Annotated in this window: 17 protein-coding genes; 7 read left to right on the top strand and 10 right to left on the bottom strand. The window is 62.8% G+C overall.

What is annotated here, in order from left to right:
- The 6 genes from L880_RS0123905 to L880_RS0123880 form a co-directional block, all read right to left on the bottom strand.
- A partial coding sequence (locus L880_RS0123905; RefSeq protein WP_027477807.1) for a GDP-L-fucose synthase family protein occupies positions 1 to 716 on the bottom strand: 716 nt, incomplete at its 3' end.
- 62 nt (positions 717 to 778) lie between these two features.
- Complete coding sequence (locus L880_RS0123900; protein ID WP_051443565.1) at positions 779 to 1,324, bottom strand: GDP-mannose mannosyl hydrolase; 546 nt, start codon at positions 1,322 to 1,324, stop codon at positions 779 to 781.
- A gap of 183 nt (positions 1,325 to 1,507) precedes the next feature.
- The gene (locus L880_RS33395) at positions 1,508 to 2,110 is read right to left on the bottom strand and encodes a hypothetical protein (protein WP_051443564.1); all 603 of its coding nucleotides are present in this window, start codon (positions 2,108 to 2,110) and stop codon (positions 1,508 to 1,510) included.
- A 316-nt stretch (positions 2,111 to 2,426) separates the two neighbouring features.
- Entirely contained in the window at positions 2,427 to 3,554 is a 1,128-nt protein-coding gene (locus tag L880_RS33390; RefSeq protein WP_169737805.1) for a GGDEF domain-containing protein, read from the bottom strand.
- A gap of 141 nt (positions 3,555 to 3,695) precedes the next feature.
- Positions 3,696 to 4,661, bottom strand: coding sequence for a sensor domain-containing diguanylate cyclase (locus tag L880_RS34545; RefSeq protein WP_169737804.1), 966 nt, complete (start codon positions 4,659 to 4,661; stop codon positions 3,696 to 3,698).
- 82 nt (positions 4,662 to 4,743) lie between these two features.
- Entirely contained in the window at positions 4,744 to 6,948 is a 2,205-nt protein-coding gene (locus tag L880_RS0123880; protein WP_245615339.1) for an EAL domain-containing protein, read from the bottom strand.
- A gap of 569 nt (positions 6,949 to 7,517) precedes the next feature.
- Here L880_RS0123880 and L880_RS33380 point away from each other — a divergent pair.
- On the top strand, positions 7,518 to 8,618 hold the full coding sequence (locus tag L880_RS33380; RefSeq protein WP_084461619.1) for an acyltransferase family protein: 1,101 nt from the start codon (positions 7,518 to 7,520) through the stop codon (positions 8,616 to 8,618).
- 51 nt (positions 8,619 to 8,669) lie between these two features.
- Here L880_RS33380 and L880_RS33375 read toward each other — a convergent pair whose 3' ends face one another.
- Complete coding sequence (locus L880_RS33375; protein WP_051443561.1) at positions 8,670 to 9,512, bottom strand: Rpn family recombination-promoting nuclease/putative transposase; 843 nt, start codon at positions 9,510 to 9,512, stop codon at positions 8,670 to 8,672.
- Positions 9,513 to 9,516: 4 nt separating this feature from the next.
- Positions 9,517 to 9,684 (bottom strand): hypothetical protein, encoded by a 168-nt coding sequence (locus tag L880_RS35890; protein WP_157463047.1) that lies wholly within the window; start codon positions 9,682 to 9,684, stop codon positions 9,517 to 9,519.
- A 157-nt stretch (positions 9,685 to 9,841) separates the two neighbouring features.
- On the opposite strand from L880_RS35890, the gene L880_RS0123860 reads away from it, so the two are divergent.
- On the top strand, positions 9,842 to 10,456 hold the full coding sequence (locus L880_RS0123860) for a Fic/DOC family protein (RefSeq protein WP_027477803.1): 615 nt from the start codon (positions 9,842 to 9,844) through the stop codon (positions 10,454 to 10,456).
- A gap of 10 nt (positions 10,457 to 10,466) precedes the next feature.
- On the opposite strand, the gene L880_RS36095 is transcribed toward L880_RS0123860, so the two are convergent.
- Together L880_RS36095 and L880_RS0123850 are read right to left on the bottom strand one after the other, a co-directional pair.
- On the bottom strand, positions 10,467 to 10,634 hold the full coding sequence (locus tag L880_RS36095) for a hypothetical protein (protein ID WP_169737803.1): 168 nt from the start codon (positions 10,632 to 10,634) through the stop codon (positions 10,467 to 10,469).
- A gap of 552 nt (positions 10,635 to 11,186) precedes the next feature.
- A complete protein-coding gene (locus tag L880_RS0123850; protein ID WP_027477802.1) occupies positions 11,187 to 11,432 on the bottom strand; it encodes a helix-turn-helix domain-containing protein in 246 nt (81 codons plus the stop codon).
- A 210-nt stretch (positions 11,433 to 11,642) separates the two neighbouring features.
- Between L880_RS0123850 and L880_RS0123845 the strand changes: the two genes are divergently transcribed.
- The 5 genes from L880_RS0123845 to L880_RS0123825 are packed head-to-tail and all read left to right on the top strand — an operon-like array spanning position 11,643 to position 16,904.
- Positions 11,643 to 12,824 (top strand): porin, encoded by a 1,182-nt coding sequence (locus tag L880_RS0123845; protein WP_027477801.1) that lies wholly within the window; start codon positions 11,643 to 11,645, stop codon positions 12,822 to 12,824.
- A gap of 27 nt (positions 12,825 to 12,851) precedes the next feature.
- Positions 12,852 to 14,201 (top strand): dicarboxylate/amino acid:cation symporter, encoded by a 1,350-nt coding sequence (locus L880_RS33370; RefSeq protein WP_084461615.1) that lies wholly within the window; start codon positions 12,852 to 12,854, stop codon positions 14,199 to 14,201.
- Positions 14,198 to 15,418, top strand: a complete 1,221-nt coding sequence (locus L880_RS33365; protein WP_051443560.1) for an ABC transporter substrate-binding protein — start codon at positions 14,198 to 14,200, stop codon at positions 15,416 to 15,418. The genes L880_RS33370 and L880_RS33365 overlap by 4 nt, the downstream gene beginning before the upstream one ends.
- Entirely contained in the window at positions 15,415 to 15,957 is a 543-nt protein-coding gene (locus tag L880_RS0123830; RefSeq protein WP_084461613.1) for a RidA family protein, read from the top strand. The genes L880_RS33365 and L880_RS0123830 overlap by 4 nt, the downstream gene beginning before the upstream one ends.
- On the top strand, positions 15,954 to 16,904 hold the full coding sequence (locus L880_RS0123825; protein ID WP_211245355.1) for a dioxygenase family protein: 951 nt from the start codon (positions 15,954 to 15,956) through the stop codon (positions 16,902 to 16,904). Before L880_RS0123830 ends, L880_RS0123825 begins: the two co-directional genes overlap by 4 nt.
- Positions 16,905 to 16,935 lie beyond the last annotated feature (31 nt).

Below are 16,935 nucleotides of genomic sequence, written 5' to 3'. Positions count from 1 at the left end.
GACAGCAGGCTGTCAAAGCGCTCGTCGCTCAGGTTCATCAGGTACACGCACGCGTCGGCCATGTCGTCGCTGTACAAAAACTCGCGCAGCGGCGTGCCCGTGCCCCAGGCAGGTACTGTGGCGTCGCCACGCTGCTTGGCTTCGTGAAACTTGCGGATCAGCGCCGGCAGCACGTGGCTGTTTTGCAGGTGGTAGTTGTCGCCCGGGCCGTACAGGTTGGTGGGCATCGCCGCCAGAAAGCGCGTGCCGTACTGGCGGTTGTAGGCCGAGCACATCTCGATGCCGGCAATCTTGGCCAGCGCGTAGGGCCGGTTGGTGGGCTCCAGCGGGCCGGTCAGCAAATGCTCTTCGCGCATGGGCTGCGGGCACTCGCGCGGGTAAATGCAGCTACTGCCCAAAAACAGCAGGCGCTGCACGCCGTGGCGCCAGGCCGCATGGATCACGTTGGTCTGGATGGCCAGGTTGTCGCGGATGAACTCACCAGGGTAGCTGTTATTGGCCACAATGCCGCCCACCTTGGCCGCGGCCAGGTACACCTGGGTGGGCTTTTCGGCAGCAAAAAAGGCTTCCACCTGATCGGCCTGGGTCAGGTCCAGCTCGGCGTGCGTGCGGGCCAGCACCGCATCACCCTGGGCCTGCAGCCGCCTCACCAGGGCCGAGCCCACCAGGCCTCGGTGGCCCGCCACGTAAATGCGTTGTTCGTTGCCAGAACTCATCCCTGATTCCTTTGATTTATATAACTGCACGCGGCGCCATTATCACCAAGCTCTGAGGACAATTACTTACAAACCCTAGGTTGTTGTAAATCGCGCACATAGCTTTGGCTGAAGTGGTGCACCTCGGGGCTGCTCAGGGCCTGCTGCAGCGGCCACCAGCGCCAGGCTTGGTGCTGGGCATCTCGGTGCGCGGGCTCAAAGCTTTCGGGTACATGCAGCAAATGGGCCAACGCCACATAATGCGTGGTCACGGCATTTTGTGCGGCAAAACTGTCAGCGTAAAAATGCTCATAGGCGCCCAGCCATTGGGGTTTTAGGCTGGTTTCTAGCAAATCGGGCGTGATGCCTATTTCAGATTCAGCAATGCGGCGCTGTGCTTGCTGCATGGTTTCATTTTTGTAGATTCGGCCACCGGGCACAAACCAGTAGCCCTGGGCGGGGCGGTTGCTGCGTTGGCCCAGCAGAATGTGGCTGTGGTTACGCACCACCACCAAGTCGATCGACACCAAAGGGGCCGAGCGCACCACGGTGGCAAAGTCGTTCAGGGGCAGGTGCCCCAGGATGGGGCCCTGAGGGCCGTGTGCATCGGATGGTGTAGGTGCGGTCATGGGCGTGCTGTTGATGGCTGATGTTGTTGCTTGAAGTGGGGCGGGCAGCCACAACGCTCGCCCGTGGCCGCAGCGGCTTACAAGGGGCGTGGGCGGCGGTGGCAGGCCCGTTGTATTGGGTGGCATGGGCCACAGGTTTGTGTTGGCTATTGTCTGTTGTGCGGCTTGCCGGGGGCCGCGTGATCAACTGCTGGCCTGAACCGGCCGCGCTTGCAAAGCCCGCTTCTCTTTCGCCTCGATCAGCCGCTGCACGATGATGCAAACCCGTTTGGCCTGCTCTTGGTTGATGTCGAGGTTTTCGATCACCGAGCGTTTGAAGCGGATGCCGCTGATCACACCGCTGGCCTCCACAAAACCCAGGGTCAGGGTGCGGTTCAAAAAATAATAGAGCAGGGCGGCCACCAAGCCGATGGCGGCAGAGGCCATCAAAGGCATCAAGCCGGCGCTTTGCCCGCTGCCTTCGGCAATGGCCGACCCGATCGAGGTGCCCACAAACACAAAGGCCACCCCAATCGACAGGGCCTGTTTCCAGGGCTTGTGGTAGCCGTAGTACGACGAGCAGATGCTTTGCAACGGTATCAGCCGCGATTCGATGCCGGCGAGCGATGCGCTGGTGAACTCGATGCGCTCCAGCCCCACCTTGATGGTGGTGACGGGGTCGATGCGCATCAATGAAAGCAACCAGGCAATCAGGCCGCCCTCGCGGCCGGTGATGCGCACAAAATTTTGATGTTGATCGATGGGCTTGCTGTCGGCCCGCCAGGCCTTGATGACCAATGCGCTCATGAAGATAACCACTCCCTGGTTTGCTGCTTGTTTTTTGTTGGCGTGTGTTTGACCTGATGTGCTTGCCGAGCGGGTGACATGCGTTGCGTCGCCGCCTGGCGCGGGCCTGGGCTCTGCCCGGGGTCAGGTGCGTTTGGGCCACCGTTCGGTCGCCCAGACGCATTTTGCACGATGTGTTACCTGGCCTGGCTTGCGCTCAGGCCAGCGGGCGGCCTTGGCTTGCAGGCCAGATGGTGGTCAGATAGCAGGTGCTGCGCGCCTCAAACGGTGTGCCGTTGGCACGCTTGACAGGGGGCTGGATCGCGCAGCCTGCGTTTTATGCTGGGTCGGGATGCCCGCCGGCTTGGCCCAGGCCCATGGGCGGGCCGGTGTGTTTGACAGTCGGCTCGGTGCCGGCAAGCCGCACCCGGTTGCGACCTGCGGCCTTGGCCTCATACAGCGCCTGGTCTGCGCGCCCGATCACGGGCTCTATGGTTTCGTCGCCCTGCTGCACCACGGCCACGCCGATGCTCACGGTGCAGCGGGGGGTTTGGGCGTCGCTGCTGCGGGTCTCGACCGCCTGGCACAGGCGCCTGGCCAGCAGGGTGGTGGCTTCGGGGTCGGAGGCTTGTAACAGCACGATGAATTCTTCGCCGCCGTAGCGGCCGATGAAATCGGCCTTTCTGATGCTGGCTTGCAAGGTGGCGGCAATTTGGCTCAGGGCCCGGTCACCAGCTTGGTGGCCGTAAGAGTCGTTCACACGTTTGAAGTGGTCCACGTCCACCACCATCACGGCGTAGGGCCGGGCGTGGCGCTTCCAGCGGTGGTGCTCCAACTCGATCAGGGCCATGATGGCCCGGCGGTTGAGCATGCCGGTCAGGGCATCGTGGGTGGCCAGTTGCTCAAACTGATCTCGCACCCGTTCGTTGACCATCAGTTGGGCGCCGAGCAGCACCAGCAGGATCGAGCAGCTGTAGGTGCCGATGTAGATGCCCTGAACCACTGAGCCACCGTCGAAGCGCTGGGTTGCAGGGGTGTCGATCCAGTAGGTGCTGAGCGCACGTGCCAGCAGCACCAGGGTTTGCCAGCCCATGGCGGCCAGCATCACGCGTGAGGGCAGGCCTCGGCCATGCAAAGCCAGCACGCGGGTGTGGGTGGCGCAGATCAGGGCCATGCTGAGGCCAAATACGAGCATGCGGGCGCGGTAGTCGGGCCAGATGGCGTCGAACGCAAAAATCCACACAAGGCACACACTGACCATGGCGGCCCAGGGCCACCACCTCCAGGGGCGTTCAAAAAAGCGGCTTGTCCCGGCCAGCAGCAACAATGTGGCGCCCATCAACAGCCCATTGCCCGCCACGGTCACGGCGACAGAGGGCAGGTGGTCTTGCAGCCCGTAAACGCCGGCAGAGAGCAGGGCCAGCAAAGGCGCAACCCCCCAAAGCCGCATTCCGTGAATCGGCACCGGAAATTTGCGGCGCGTTGCCAGCAAGACGAGGCCCATCACCATGCATTGAAGGGCGGCCAAAAACGTGAAGCTGCGCAAATCCAGAGAGGTCATCTTGCCGGCGCGGGTTGTCAAAGGGTCGGGTCAGGTAGGCAGGGGTCAAGACCCCGTCAGTTTTTCATCCCACTGGACGTAGCGGTTGCGCAGGCGCTTGGCGACATACAGGGCATCGTCGGCGTGGCGCAGCACGGCTTGCGCGTTGCGGTGATGGGCTTGATGCATGGCGCCCCCGATGCTCAGCGTTACCAGGTGGCTGACGCTGGACGCCGAGTGCGGTATGCGCAGCGCGGCCACGGCGTTGCGGATCAGGGCGGCGGCCTCGCCAAGCCCCATGCTTGCGTTGGGGCGCAGCAAAACGATGTATTCCTCGCCGCCAAAACGTGCGGCGACGCCAAAATTTTGCACGGCCGACCGGATGGCGGACGCCACTGCGGCCAGGCAGCTGTCACCACGCAGATGCCCGTAGGTGTCATTGAAGAGCTTGAAGTGGTCAATGTCGCAAATGAGGATGCCCAAGGGGGCCTGCCCCACAGCCGATGTACGCCACATCTGTTGCAGCTCCCTTTGCATGGCGCGCCGATTGAGCAGCCCGGTGAGGTGATCTTCGTCGGCCAATTGCTTGAGCCTGGCATTGGCGGCGGCAAGTTCAACAACCTGCTGAGAGATGGTGGCGCGTGCCGCAGCGATGTCGCGCATGTCGCGCAAGACGCCGGTCATGTAGAGCTGCCCCTGGTGTTGAATGCAGGCCATGCTGAGCGAGGCCGGAATCTCTTCACCCGATTGGGCCAGCGCCAACACCTCGACATAGCCCTGGGTGTTGCGGGCCTGCCCTGCGGAGGCAAAGTAGGCGGCCACGCCTCGTTGATGGGCATCGCGGTAGCGGGCCGGCACCAACACGGTCAACTCGTGGCCGATCAGCGCATGGGGTTCGTAGCCCAGCAGGGTGGTGATGGCCCGGTTGACGGCGTAGATGCGCTGATCGCTTGTGACGGTCACGATGGCGTCGCCCAAATTGTCAAAAATGACGTTGAGCAATTGCAGTTGACCCGGCTCTGCGTCGTTCATGGTCATGTCCTTGTGGCTGAGTGGGGGGCAACTTGGGGGGCTGGCCAGGCGCTTGCTGCGCGCGGGCCTGCAGTCAGCGGGGTCAAGCTCGGGGCTCCTCGCCGGGGGGATGCGTGTTGCCTGTGGGGGCATTTGCGATGGGGCAGGCGGTCTTGCTGTCCCAGTCCACGACGTAGGCCGGCAAATCGTTGGCGGGCATGGCGGGGCTGTAATACCAGCCCTGGAACATGTCGCAACCCAGTTCTTGCAGCAAGGCCCGCTGTTCGGCGGTCTCAACAAACTCTGCGATCACATGCACCCGCTGTGCGCGCCCCAGGCTGGCGATGCAGCGCACGATGTCGCGGTCTACCTCGTTGCTCAGCACATGGCGAATCAGGTGCCCGTCGAGCTTGATCGAATGCAGGCGAAAGCGGTGCATGTACAACAATGAGGTGCAACCCATGCTGAAGTCGTCCATCGACAAGGCCACATGCATCGCCTGCAAGGCATGCAGGGTCTGGTCGGATTGCGCTGAGGCGGTGAGCGATTGGCCCTCGGTGATTTCGATGTCGAGGTCTTGCGGGTCAAGGCCATGGCGCTGCAGTGCGCGGCGCACGGTCGCCGCCCAGTTCGGGTCTTCGAGTTGCAGCGGCGACATGTTGATCGACACCTTGAAGCCGTGGTAGCCCGCATCGCGCCAGCGCCGGGTATCAGCGCAGGCACGGTTGAGCACCCACTCGCCGATGTCGTGGATCAACTCACATTCCTCGGCGATGTTGATGATGGCGGCCGGCGGTATGGGGCCAAAGCTCTTGTGTGACCAGCGCAACAGCGACTCCACCCCCACCACACGACCATCCACGGCGTGCTGGGGCTGGTAGGCCAGTGTGACGCGTTCGGTGCCCAGGTCGGCCTGAAAATCGCGGCGCAGGCAGCGGGCGACGGCACCGACCACGTCGGTGCGCTCGATCAGGCGCGTTGCCTGTCCGCTGTGCTCTCGCATCAACTCGGCCAGGGCGGCCTTCAAGTGGGTGTGGTGGTGTTCTGCGCGGCGCGTCTCCAGTTGGCGCAGAAACGGCGCATAGATCGCCACGCTGGCCGCCATGCCCAGCATTTGTACCGCCGCGCCATGCCAAGAGCCCGACATCAGATAGCCCGATGCCAACACAGGCATCGACCAGGGAACAGCCTGGCCATCCAACACCACAAAGCCCGTGCGAAGGGCCAGCAGGGCAATCATGCAGTTCACCAATGGGGCGATCACAAACGGAAGCGCCAGCGATCGGCTCAGCACCAGTGGAATGCCGAACAGCAACAGTTCATTGACATTGAAAATGGCGGGCAGCACCGAATAGAACGCCAGCTTGCGCAGGCTGGTGTTGTGGCCGCTGAACGCGCAGTTGAGGATCAGGCCCCAGGTGGCGCCTGCGCCGCCAAGGTGCGCAAAGGCGTTCATGAACATCGGAGACGCCCGGGTGTCTGACCAGATGACGCTTTGCGACTCGATCAGGGACGAGCCCAGCGCGCCCAGGTTCAGCAACAACTGGCCACCGTTGATGCCCAAAGTCCACATCAGCTGGTTGAACAAGACCATGGCCAAGTTCAGCTGATTGGCGCCCAGTGTTGTAAGCCATGGCATCAGGTGCGATAGCACCCAGTCAAGGCTTGACGTGAAAACGAAACTGCCGAGCCAGAAGCCCAGGCCCACGATCAGCAGCGCCAGCCCGGTGATGAAAGCCAGGTGAAGCGCACTGCGCAGCGGCACCCCCGTCTCGATCACATCCAGCTCAGCCCCCATCGGCAGGTGTGAATCCAGCAGGTTCACGACTTCGGCCGTGGCCACCCCGACGACGAGGCTCTGAAAAGCACTGGCATAGCCCAAGGACTGCAGGCCGGCTCCGCCAGCCGACCAGACCGCCAGCAAAAATACGGCGGCCGCGACAGACGATATGGCGGTCATGCCTCGGGCGTCGTACAGCTCAAGGCGTTGATGAATCAAGGTCATGGTGCGCGACGAGACCGCCGCGGCGCCAAACAGGCCCATCATGCCCATGGTTGCCTGGTAGACCAGGTGTGCGCCGGCCTCCCAACGGGGGCCCAACAGCGCGTTCATGCCATCAATATAGGGTTGATAGGGCACGCTGCTGAAAGCCAACGCCAGTGCGCCGACCACGGTCAATGGAAGCAGTGCAACATAAGCTTCGCGGATCGCATTAATCCAAAGCACAACGCGCTGTTGAATTGACTCGAACAAAAGTGCGTGTTTTGTGAAAAAATTCACTGAACCGATGGGGTGTGGTGCGTCCATGACCATCTCCCTGCAAAGAGTTCTTGAAACGGGGGCACTGGCATTCCAAATGCCGGGCTCAGTATAGGTCTGCGTGATTATTTTTTTGGTTGCTCTGAAAAAAAGTCCGGTTAAATGTCACATTTAAGACAATCTAATGGATTTGATTTTTGATTGATTTGGGGTGGGATTATTTGAATGTCAATGGGTAATTTGAATGGCGTCGGCAGCAGCTTGAAAGATTGAATGGATTCAAACATTTTCAGGGGTGTGAAAATCAAGTGGACCATCAATATATGGATTTTGAGGGCTTGGCTCTGGCCTTGCCATCTCTTCATCTTGGCCTGCTGAACCTGGAGTGCGGGTGATTTGTGCACCGCAACAGTTGGCGCCACGCTGGGCGAGGGGGATGGAGGTTGGCCCAGTGTTTGGGCCAGAGCCGATATTGGCGAGGAGCAGAGCCCGGTCGCTGCGGCCCCCGAGTGGGCGTATGGGGCGGAGGTGAGCCTGCAGGTGCATGCTGCGCTCCATTGAAGCTGTAAAGGCTTGTTAAACTCAATGAACTCAGCGCGCTATGGTGTTTTTAAAAAATGAACTTGCGAGACCTACCCCCGTCAACCGAAGCCCGAAACAGAACTTTCGATTTTCTGCGCGGCTTGGCCATCATGGGGGTGATTGTTTATCACACGGCCGAAAAGATACCCTCCCAAAATGGGCTGATCGATTCATTGGCTGGCCGGGGCATGTTTGGTGTGCAGCTTTTTTATTTCATCAGCGCCATCACCATGTGCCACATGTGGAAGCTGCGCGAGGGCGAATCAAGCCCGGTTCGAAAATTTTACATACGTCGGTTTTTCAGAATCGCGCCACTGTTCTGGATCGCCATACCTGTGTACCTGTTGATCAATGGCTTTGAGGCCAGCTATTGGGCGCCAGAAGGCCTGGGTGCCTTGCAGATCATTTTGACGGCCACTTTTTTGCACGGGTTTTGGGTGGACAGCATCAACAGCGTGGTGCCCGGCAGCTGGTCGATTGCGGTCGAGATGACGTTTTATGCGCTGTTTCCGTTTCTGGTCTTGAAGATCAAAGAAAAAAGAATGCTGTACCTGGTGTTGGCCTCGGTGGTCTGGGGCCTGAATACCTTTGTGTTCAGAGGCTGGGTGGCCGGCTTTTTTGCAAGCCACTACGACCCGAGCAGCACCGCCATTGTTGAAGAATACCTGTACATGAATTTTCTGAACCAGGCACCCATCTTTTTGCTGGGGTGCTACCTTTATTTTGCCTTGCAGCAAAAGCCCAGCAAGGCCGAGCTTGTGTATCTGGGGGCCTGGTTTTTATTGGGCCTGGCTTTCAAGTTGTTTTTCAAAATTGAAGGCTTTGGGTTTTTGGCGGTTTGCATGGCACTGGGGGTGTTTGTTTATGGGGCCATGCGCCTGGGGCCCCGGTTCAAGCCGCTTGAGAGGCTGGGCCAGAATTCTTACGCCATCTACCTGGTGCACTTCATGGTGCTGCACTATTGGCGCGGCCTCAGCCCCTGGCAGGCCGGCTTGCCCGCCTTTTTGTTGGCCGTGGCCGTGATCACGCTCACCAGCTACGGCTTGGCCTTGGTGATTCATGCCATGGTTGAGAAGAAGGTGCAGCGCTTTGTTGAGGCCATCACGCGGCCTGGGGTGAGCCGGCAGTTGGCTTGAGCCTGGTATGAGGCCCTTCAGGTGAGGGCCTCGACACACGATGGCATCAGCTCAATGTGCGGTGCCACCGCGATCAAACAGTTCATCAAGCGTGGCAGCACGCAGCAGCCTCGTGAGGCAGACCTCCAGTTGCGACTTGGATGCCTGGGCAAGCTGGGGGGCCACCCAGTCAGGCAGGGGGGCAAATCGGGCTTTGAGTTGGATGAGTAGAGCCTCGGTCAGGCCTTTCTCCAGGCCTTTCTCCATTCCTTGCTCCATTCCTTTCCTTATGCCCTTCTCAAGCCCAAGCAGCTCGCCTTCGGCCTTGTATTCTTGGGCCCATCGTGCCCAGGGGGCGTGTTTGCTCAGCATGGCCTTGATCTCCAGCAGGTTCTCGGTGGCTTGTATCAGCCCACGCAATACAGGGCTGCGGTGCAGCTGGGCACTGATCCAGACACTGAAAGCCCGGGCCCAGTCGGGTTGACCCTTGAGCCATTCCGCCAACAGGCCGATCAGATCAATGATGTCTTTCGGTGAGCGGGGCCTTTCCAGGCGAAACAAGGCTGCCACCAGGTTGCGCACGGATGGCAGTGGGTGGTCAACGTAGTTATTTTCTTCAATCAGAAGGTATTTCGCCTGCGGTACATAACCGTTCATCGGGTTAGGGAGGGGCGGGATGAGATCAGCGATGTTGGTGCGGGCCATCCAGCGGCGGTGGCCGTTGTACAAGACGATGGGAAGCACTGGGGGCAGTCGGCCTTTTGGCAGGCCCTGGCCGCTTTTGACCAGATCTTGGTACAGCAAACCGATGTAGACCATCATGCGCAGCGCCATGTGTTTGTCGACGCCGCGTTGAAATTCAAACAGCAGGTACAGATAGACCCACTCGCCTCGGGCGCGCACGCGCCAGACCACGTCGTCAGACCTGGCATGCAGGTCGTCGGTGACGTAGCTGGTGTTGACGGGCCCAGTAGTCCAGGCTGTGCGGCCCATCGTCTTCGATGAAGCCCACGACCAGATCACGCACAAAGTCGGGGTGCGAGAACAGGTACTTGTAGCCCAGGTCGTGCGGGGTGTTGCTGCTCATGGGCAGGCATGCTGCGGGCCCAGGCGGGGGCACGGGCGCTGGGCCCGATCAGCAGCGGGTTTGGTGGGGTGTGTGGTCTGGCTGGGCCTGGGTTGGTGCTGGGGCCCATGGCGTGAATTGCTGGCTTGCACCTTTGCTTGTCGCCGATACTGGGCGCATGAGCCGGTACGCCCCCCATGCAGCAGAAGACGAGGCCCAGCCGGGGTCAGGCGGCCTGGTACTGCGCAACCTCGCCGGCATCACCGCTGTGGAAGACATGGACGACCTGGAGCTGGCGCTGCTGGCCCAACTCTACGAAAACGTGCTGGTCGAAGAGCTTCCGGATCGCGCACTTTCAGTGGCCGACATCAAGCATTGGCACCGGCGCTGGTTGGGCAATGTGTATGAATGGGCGGGCCAGGAGCGATCCGTCAACATGGGCAAGGGGGGCTTCAACTTTGCGGCTGCGGCGCAGATTCCACGCCTGTTGGCCGGCTTTGAGGCCGAGGTTCTGCAGCGCTGGACACCTTGTGATCACCTGAGCCACGAGGGCCTGGTCGAAGCGATTGCCGTGAGCCATGTGGAGTTGATCCTGATCCACCCGTTTCGTGAGGGCAACGGCCGGCTGTCACGCCTGCTGGCCGATGTGATGGCCGTACAAGCGGGGCGCAACCCCTTGGACTACAGCAGTTGGGAGAGCCACAAGGCGGGGTACATCGCGGCCATTCATGCTGGCGTGGCGATGAATTACGAGCCGATGAAGTTCTGGGTTCGAAGGGCCCTGAACCTGTGAGCTGACCGCCTCAGGCCGCGAGTTTGATGTGGGCAAAGCGCTGCTGCGTGGGTTGCTGCAGCTTTTGCTCAAGCTTTTGAATGCTCTGGCCTGTTTCGATGGCGGTAGAGCTGGCCACCGCACGACGCACTGCGACCATGCTGGGCGTTTTGCGAGCGTCGGCGGGTGTGGTGGGCATGGCTTGAACGGTGTGAATGCGTCGAGGTCCAGTTTAACGAAAAATGCGCGACACGACTGCCCACTTTGCGCATTTGCCCCCCCGCGCCAGGCGCTGAGACTAGAAGCTGGCTGGGCTTGGGTTGACACCGGGCGCGCCATTTACCCAAGTAAACTTTCCCTCGATCTACCAGTGGGCTCAGGGCTGCCGAATTTTCGGCGCTGTGCCCCATAGTCGCCGCAGCCCGAAAGGGTTGGTGCTGGTAACACCTATACAAAGCGGCGCAACCTCTCCGAAACAGAGGTTTGTCACGTCAGAATTCACGGCTTTCGGCATTGCCGAGGGTTTCGCTTTCGGACGGGATGACCAGAACGGTAACGCCTGGTGCACGGCTTTGTACGTGTTACTAACATCCCGTCCACCCAATGCCCGTAGTAAGGCGGCCGGTGGTTTTGAGTCTCACAAAGGAGCTCTGAACCATGTCTATTGCTACCCCTCGGCACAGCAGTCGCGCTGCTGCCGCCCCCCATCCCCCACCTCTTTTGGCCAAGCCCCCATCGCGGGCGGCGGCCCTCAATCGCCCTGCAGGCGCGTTTGTGCCTGCAGGGCCTGCATGTCATCGATCAGTGCAGAAGGCGTTTGCTTCACGGCCTGGGCCAGGCTGAGCAAGCTGGTGAGGGTGGGCTGGCGTTGCCCGGTTTCAAGCAGGCTGATGTAGTTTTTGCTCAGGCCTGCTTCAAAGCCCAGGGCCTCTTGGCTGAGGCCTGCGGCTTGCCGGCTGCGCTTCAAAACCAAGCCAAATGCCACAGGAATGTCCATTCTGTGCCTCCACTCAAGTTGGGTGAATTGGATCGTTTGCTGAGCCTGTGATCGTTCAAGCCTGCTTGGATTGTCGCTGGCAGATGTCTCTCACCCGCAGGGCCGTAACTGAGGCCTTGTATCAACCCGAATGCGTTGCCACCAAAGCGCAATGGGTTCCGCACCTCGTTTGACGGGGCTGTTTTTCGATCCGGTGAATCAAGGTTTTTTATGAAACGCTTCTTTCAAGAGGTAGGGATTTCTGTTGCCGTTTTTTGCCCATGGCTGGGCTGGGCACAGGTTCCCGTTCAGGCGCGGGCACAGGCACCGGTCTCGACCCAGGCCCAGGCCGGTGGGGCTTCGGTGCAGTTGTTTGGCGTGATCGATGTGTCGCTGGGCCAGTACCAAACCGCGGGCGGCGCACACAGCACGGCCATGGGCAATTCAAACCATTCCAAAAGCCGCTTGGGCTTGCAGGGGCGAGAGGACCTGGGGCAGGGCCTGTGGGCGGGGTTTTGGCTGGAGGGCGCGGTTGAGGCTGAAAACGGCAACAGCCGGCCTTTTGCTTTTGAGCGGCGTTCAACCCTCAGCCTGGGGGCTGCGCCGGGTGAGTTGCGCCTGGGGCGCGACTTCACGCCCGTGCACTTGAGCGATTCGCAGTTTGACCCCTTCAACGCCACCGGGGTGGGGGCCAACCTGCTTTTTCAGGTGCGCAGCAGTGGCACCGGGCCAGGGCGTGTGCCGATTGCCACGGGCTTTGGGGCCAACAACCCGGTGTTCATCCGGGCCAACAACGCCATCACGTATGTGCTGCCACCGGGCCTGGGCGGGTGGTCGGGGCGCTTTCAGGTGGCGCTGCCCAACCGCCTGGAGTCGGGTGCGGCCAGTGCGGGCCGGCACGCGGCCGGGCGGCTGGCCTACCAGAGCGGCGCGGCGGGTGCGGCGCTGGCCTGGGCCCACACCGCCGCGTTTGGCGGGGCCGGCCCCACGGCCTTGCCCAGCCCCGAGGTGCAGACGGTCACGCTGGCAGGCAGCTACCCACTGCCTGCGTGGGGGCAGGCCATCTTGTCGGGCGAGTTGCTGCACGAGCGCTATCGCCTGCCGGATTCAAGCCGCCACAGCCGGGGGTGGATGGTGGGGGCCTCGCTGCCCCTGGGGCGTGGCGCCCTGAAGGCCAGCTATGCCCAGGCGGTGTTTGACCTGGGCCCCACACCGCCTCTGTTGCAAACGCCCCGGGTCAACAAATGGGCCTTGGGCTATGTGCTGCCGCTGGGCAAGCGCTTTGAGGTTTACGCCACGGTGGCGCGCATTCGCAACCAGGGTGGTGCGCGCATGGCTGTCAGCCCGTTTGCACCGGGGCAGGCCAATGCGGCATCCACGGGGTTTGAGTTGGGTGGGGCGTATTCGTTTTGAGGCTCGATTCTTTGAAGGGAGACTGTGATGAACAAGGTGTTTCTGAGGGGCGCGGGGTGGGCCCCGCGCCAAGGGCTACAGAGTGCCAGGCCAAGCCGCAAACCCTGGTACCGGGTGCTGTACATCCAGGTGCTGCTGGCGATGGCGGTCGGCATTGTGCTGGGGCACCTGATGCCCGGCTGGGGCGTGCAGATGAAGCCGCTGGGCGATGGCTTCATCAAGCTGGTGAAGATGGTGATTGCGGTGGTGATTTTTTGCACCATCGTGTCGGGCATCGCCAGCATGCAAGACCTCAAGAGCATGGGGCGTACCGCGGCCAAGGCGATGCTGTACTTTGAGGTGGTGTCGACGATCGCGCTGCTGATTGGCCTGGGGGTGGCCAATTGGTTGCAGCCGGGCGCGGGGCTGCATGTTGACCCGGCCACCCTCAACGCCAAGGATGTGATGGGCTATGCCGGGCAGGCCAAGCAGCAAAGCGTGGTTGAGTTTTTGCTCAACGTGATCCCCCACACCCTGGTCGATGCGTTTGCCAAGGGCGACATCTTGCAGGTGGTGCTGGTGGCGGTGCTGTGCGGGGTGTCGCTGTCGGCGATTGGCGAGCGCGGGCACGGGGTGCTGCAGGGCATCAACGGCGTGTCGGCGGCGGCGTTTGCGCTGGTCAACCTGATCATGAAGCTGGCCCCGCTGGGCGCCTTTGGGGCGATTGCCTTCACGGTGGCGCGCTATGGCCTGGCCTCGCTGGGGCCGCTGCTCAAGCTGATCGGCACGTTCTATCTGACTTCGTTGGTGTTCGTGGTGGTGGTGCTGGGGGCCATCGGCTGGTGGGTGGGGTTCAGCATCTTCCGCTTCCTGGCCTACATCAAGGAAGAGATCTTGCTGGTGCTGGGCACCAGTTCGTCAGATGCGGCGCTGCCCAGCCTGATGCAGAAGCTGGAGGCGCTGGGCTTGCCCAAATCACTGGTGGGGCTGGTGGTGCCCACGGGCTACACCTTCAACACCGATGGCACCAGCATCTACATGACCCTGGCGGCGCTGTTTGTGGCCCAGGCGATGGGGGTGGATCTGAGCTTTGAGCAGCAGTTGTCGCTCTTTCTGGTGGCGGCCCTGACATCAAAGGGGGCCAGTGGGGTGCAGGGGGCGGCCTTCATTGCCTTGGTGGGCACCTTGTCGGTGGTGCCGACCATCCCGGTGGCGGGCATGGCCTTGATTTTGGGAATCGACCGCTTCATGAGCGAGGCACGGGCCCTGGTCAACATGATCGGCAACGGCGTGGCCACCCTGGTGCTGGCCCGCTGGAACGGGGTGGTGACGCGCGAGGAGCTGCAACAGCGGCTGCGCCAGACGCACGACCAGGGCGACCAGGGAGGTGCGCCATGAGCAGGCTGACCACCCCGCGATGGGCCTGGCTGGGGGCTGCCGTGGCCTGGCTACTGCTATCGCTGGCCTCGCTGGCCGGGGCACAGACCCCTCGGGCGGAGCCCAACGTGACCGCTGCAAGCAGCGGCCCAAGCACGGCACCCCACAGTGAACAGGCGCTCACGGTGATGGTGTTTGAAGGGGCTTTCAACCTGCCGCTGTGGGTGGCCCAGGCGCAGGGCTATTTTGTGCGGCAAGGCTTGGCGGTCACGCTGCAGCCGGCCCGGGGTTCGGTGCAGGTGGTGGAGGCGCTGCACACCCACAAAGCCCAGCTGGCCTTGATGAGTGTGGACAACGTGCTGGCCTATGCGGGCGGGCAGGGCGAGTCGGCCCATGCGCGGGCCGGGGCCGATCTGGTGGCGTTCATGGCAGGCGACAACGGCCTGTTGTCACTGGTGGCGCGCCCCGGGGTGGACGAGGTGGCCGACCTGAAGGGCCGGCGGCTGGCGGTGGATGCCCAGACCACAGGCTTTGCCTTTGTGGCGCGTGAGCTGTTGGCCCGCGCCGGGCTGAGCGCCGGCCCCGGGCCGCAACAGGTGCAGGTGCTGAGCGCGGGGGGCACTTCGCAGCGCTACCAGCAGCTGTTGCAAGGCCGCTTTGAAGCCACCTTGCTGCGCCCGCCCTACGAGCGGCTGGCCCAGCGCCAGGGCTTTGGGGTGCTGGCGCGCGGCACCGATGTGGCGCCGCACTACCTGGGCACCGTGGGGGTGGTGCGGGCCCCTTGGGCTGCAGCCCACCCGCAGGCCGTGATGGGCTTTTTGCGGGCCTACCGCGATGCCTTGCACTGGCTGCAGCAGCCCGCCCACCGGGCGCAGGCCCAGGCCTTGTTGCAGCAGCACTTTCCCGAACTGCAGACCCCCGATGCGGCTGGGGTGCTGGCCGATCTGCTGGCCCCACAGGGGGGCTTGAACTTCTCGATGGCCATCGACCTGCAGGCCCTGGCCGCAGTGCAGGCGCTGCGCATGGTGCACGGGCCTGAGCGGGCCTTGCCCAGGGGCGGGGCCCCGCGCGAGGTGCCGGTGGATTTGCGCTGGTGGCAAGCCCTGCAGCTGGAGGCCCAGCCTGGGGGCGGCGCTGCGGCATGTGTTGCCCCAGTCAAGCCGGGGGCCCGACCGCCGGGTGAGGTGTGTGGCGGTGCTTCTTGTTTTTCAACGTGCTCTGAAGGGAGTGATTTATGAAGCGATTCCAATCGATGCAGGCAGCTCGGATGTCACGGGCCGCGCGACGCGGCGGCGCGGCGCTTGGGGGCGGCAGCCTGGCGCTGGGCCTGGGGCTTGGCTTGGGCGTGGCAGGTGCGGCCCAGGGGGCTGAGCACATGCCCAAGAACGCCTACCAGACCGACCGGGCGTTTTCGCCGGGGGTGGTCACAGAGGGGGGCAAAACGGTGTGGCTGGCGGGCTCGTCGGCCCTGAAGGATGCACAAGGCCGTGATATTTCCTACCAGTTTGATGCGCAGCTCAAGCGGGTGTGGGAGCAGATCGACGAGACCCTGGCCTTGCAGGGCGGCAGCCTGAAGGATGTGGTGACCATCACGGTGTACCTGCTGGACCCGCGCCTGGGCGACAAGGTGGTGGCCTCGCGCAAGGCCTTGTGGCCCGATGGGCGTTACCCGGGCAGTGCCCTGATCACCGTGTCCAACTTTGCCAAGCCCGGCATTCTGGTGGAGATCCAGGCCGTGGCCGTGGTGGGTGACCGCCGAGCTGAGGTGGCCCCATGAACGCCGCCGACATCAAGCCGCCAGGCACCGCCAGCCTGCAGGGGTTGCTGCTGCCCACCACCCCTGAGTCGCTGTGGCCGCTGGTGAAGCAGGCCATGCAGGGCACGCCCGAGCCGCGAGCCCGCCAACTGCTGCTGGGCCTGAGCGAATGCCTGCACCGCTTTGTGCTGGAGCACGCCGTGACCGAGGCCGAGTTTGAGCTGGCCCTTGATTTTGTGGTTCGCCTGGGCCATGCCACGGGCCAGCACACCAATGAGGTGGTGCTGGCGGCCGACTTGCTGGGTTTGTCCACCTTGGTGGCCTTGCTCAACAACCGGCCCCTCAAGGGGCATTCGGAGGCGGCGCTGCTGGGGCCCTTCTGGCGCGCCAACGTGCCGTTTTACCCGCTGGGCAGTTCGATCGACCAGGCGTTGGGCGATGCGCCCGAGGCCAGCCGTGACCCGGCGCTGGGCATGCCCCTGCTGGTGAGCGGCCAGGTGTTTGGCGCCCAGGGGCAGCCGCTGGCCGATGCGGTGGTGGATGTTTGGCAGGCCTCGCCCGTGGGCCTGTACGAAAACCAGGACCCGAGCCAGCCCGAGATGAACCTGCGGGGGCGGTTTCGCACCGACGCCCAGGGCCGTTACCACTTCCGCAGCGTGCGGCCTGCAGGCTACCCGGTGCCCACCGATGGGCCTTGTGGCGAGTTGTTGCGCTTGCAGCAGCGCCACCCGAACCGGCCCGCGCACCTGCATTTCATGGTGTCGGCCGAGGGGCACAAGGTGCTGGTGTCGCAGGTGTTTGCCGACGATGCCGCCACCCTGGGCAGCGACCCGGTGTTTGGCGTGACGCAGGGGCTGGTGGGCCACTTCAAGACGGTGTTGAAGCAGGGTGTTGAGCAGGCCGAGCTGGCGCAGGACTTTCATCTGCTGCCTGGTGAGCCGGTGTTTCCGGCGGCGCCGATTCCCTGAGGGCCGGTACCGCCCCTTGGGGCTTGTGCCC

This window comes from Curvibacter gracilis ATCC BAA-807 (assembly GCF_000518645.1).
GTDB classification, from domain to species: domain Bacteria; phylum Pseudomonadota; class Gammaproteobacteria; order Burkholderiales; family Burkholderiaceae_C; genus Curvibacter; species Curvibacter gracilis.
The sequence above is the reverse complement of the archived record's forward strand: the minus strand, read 5'-3'. Positions and strand labels throughout refer to the sequence as shown.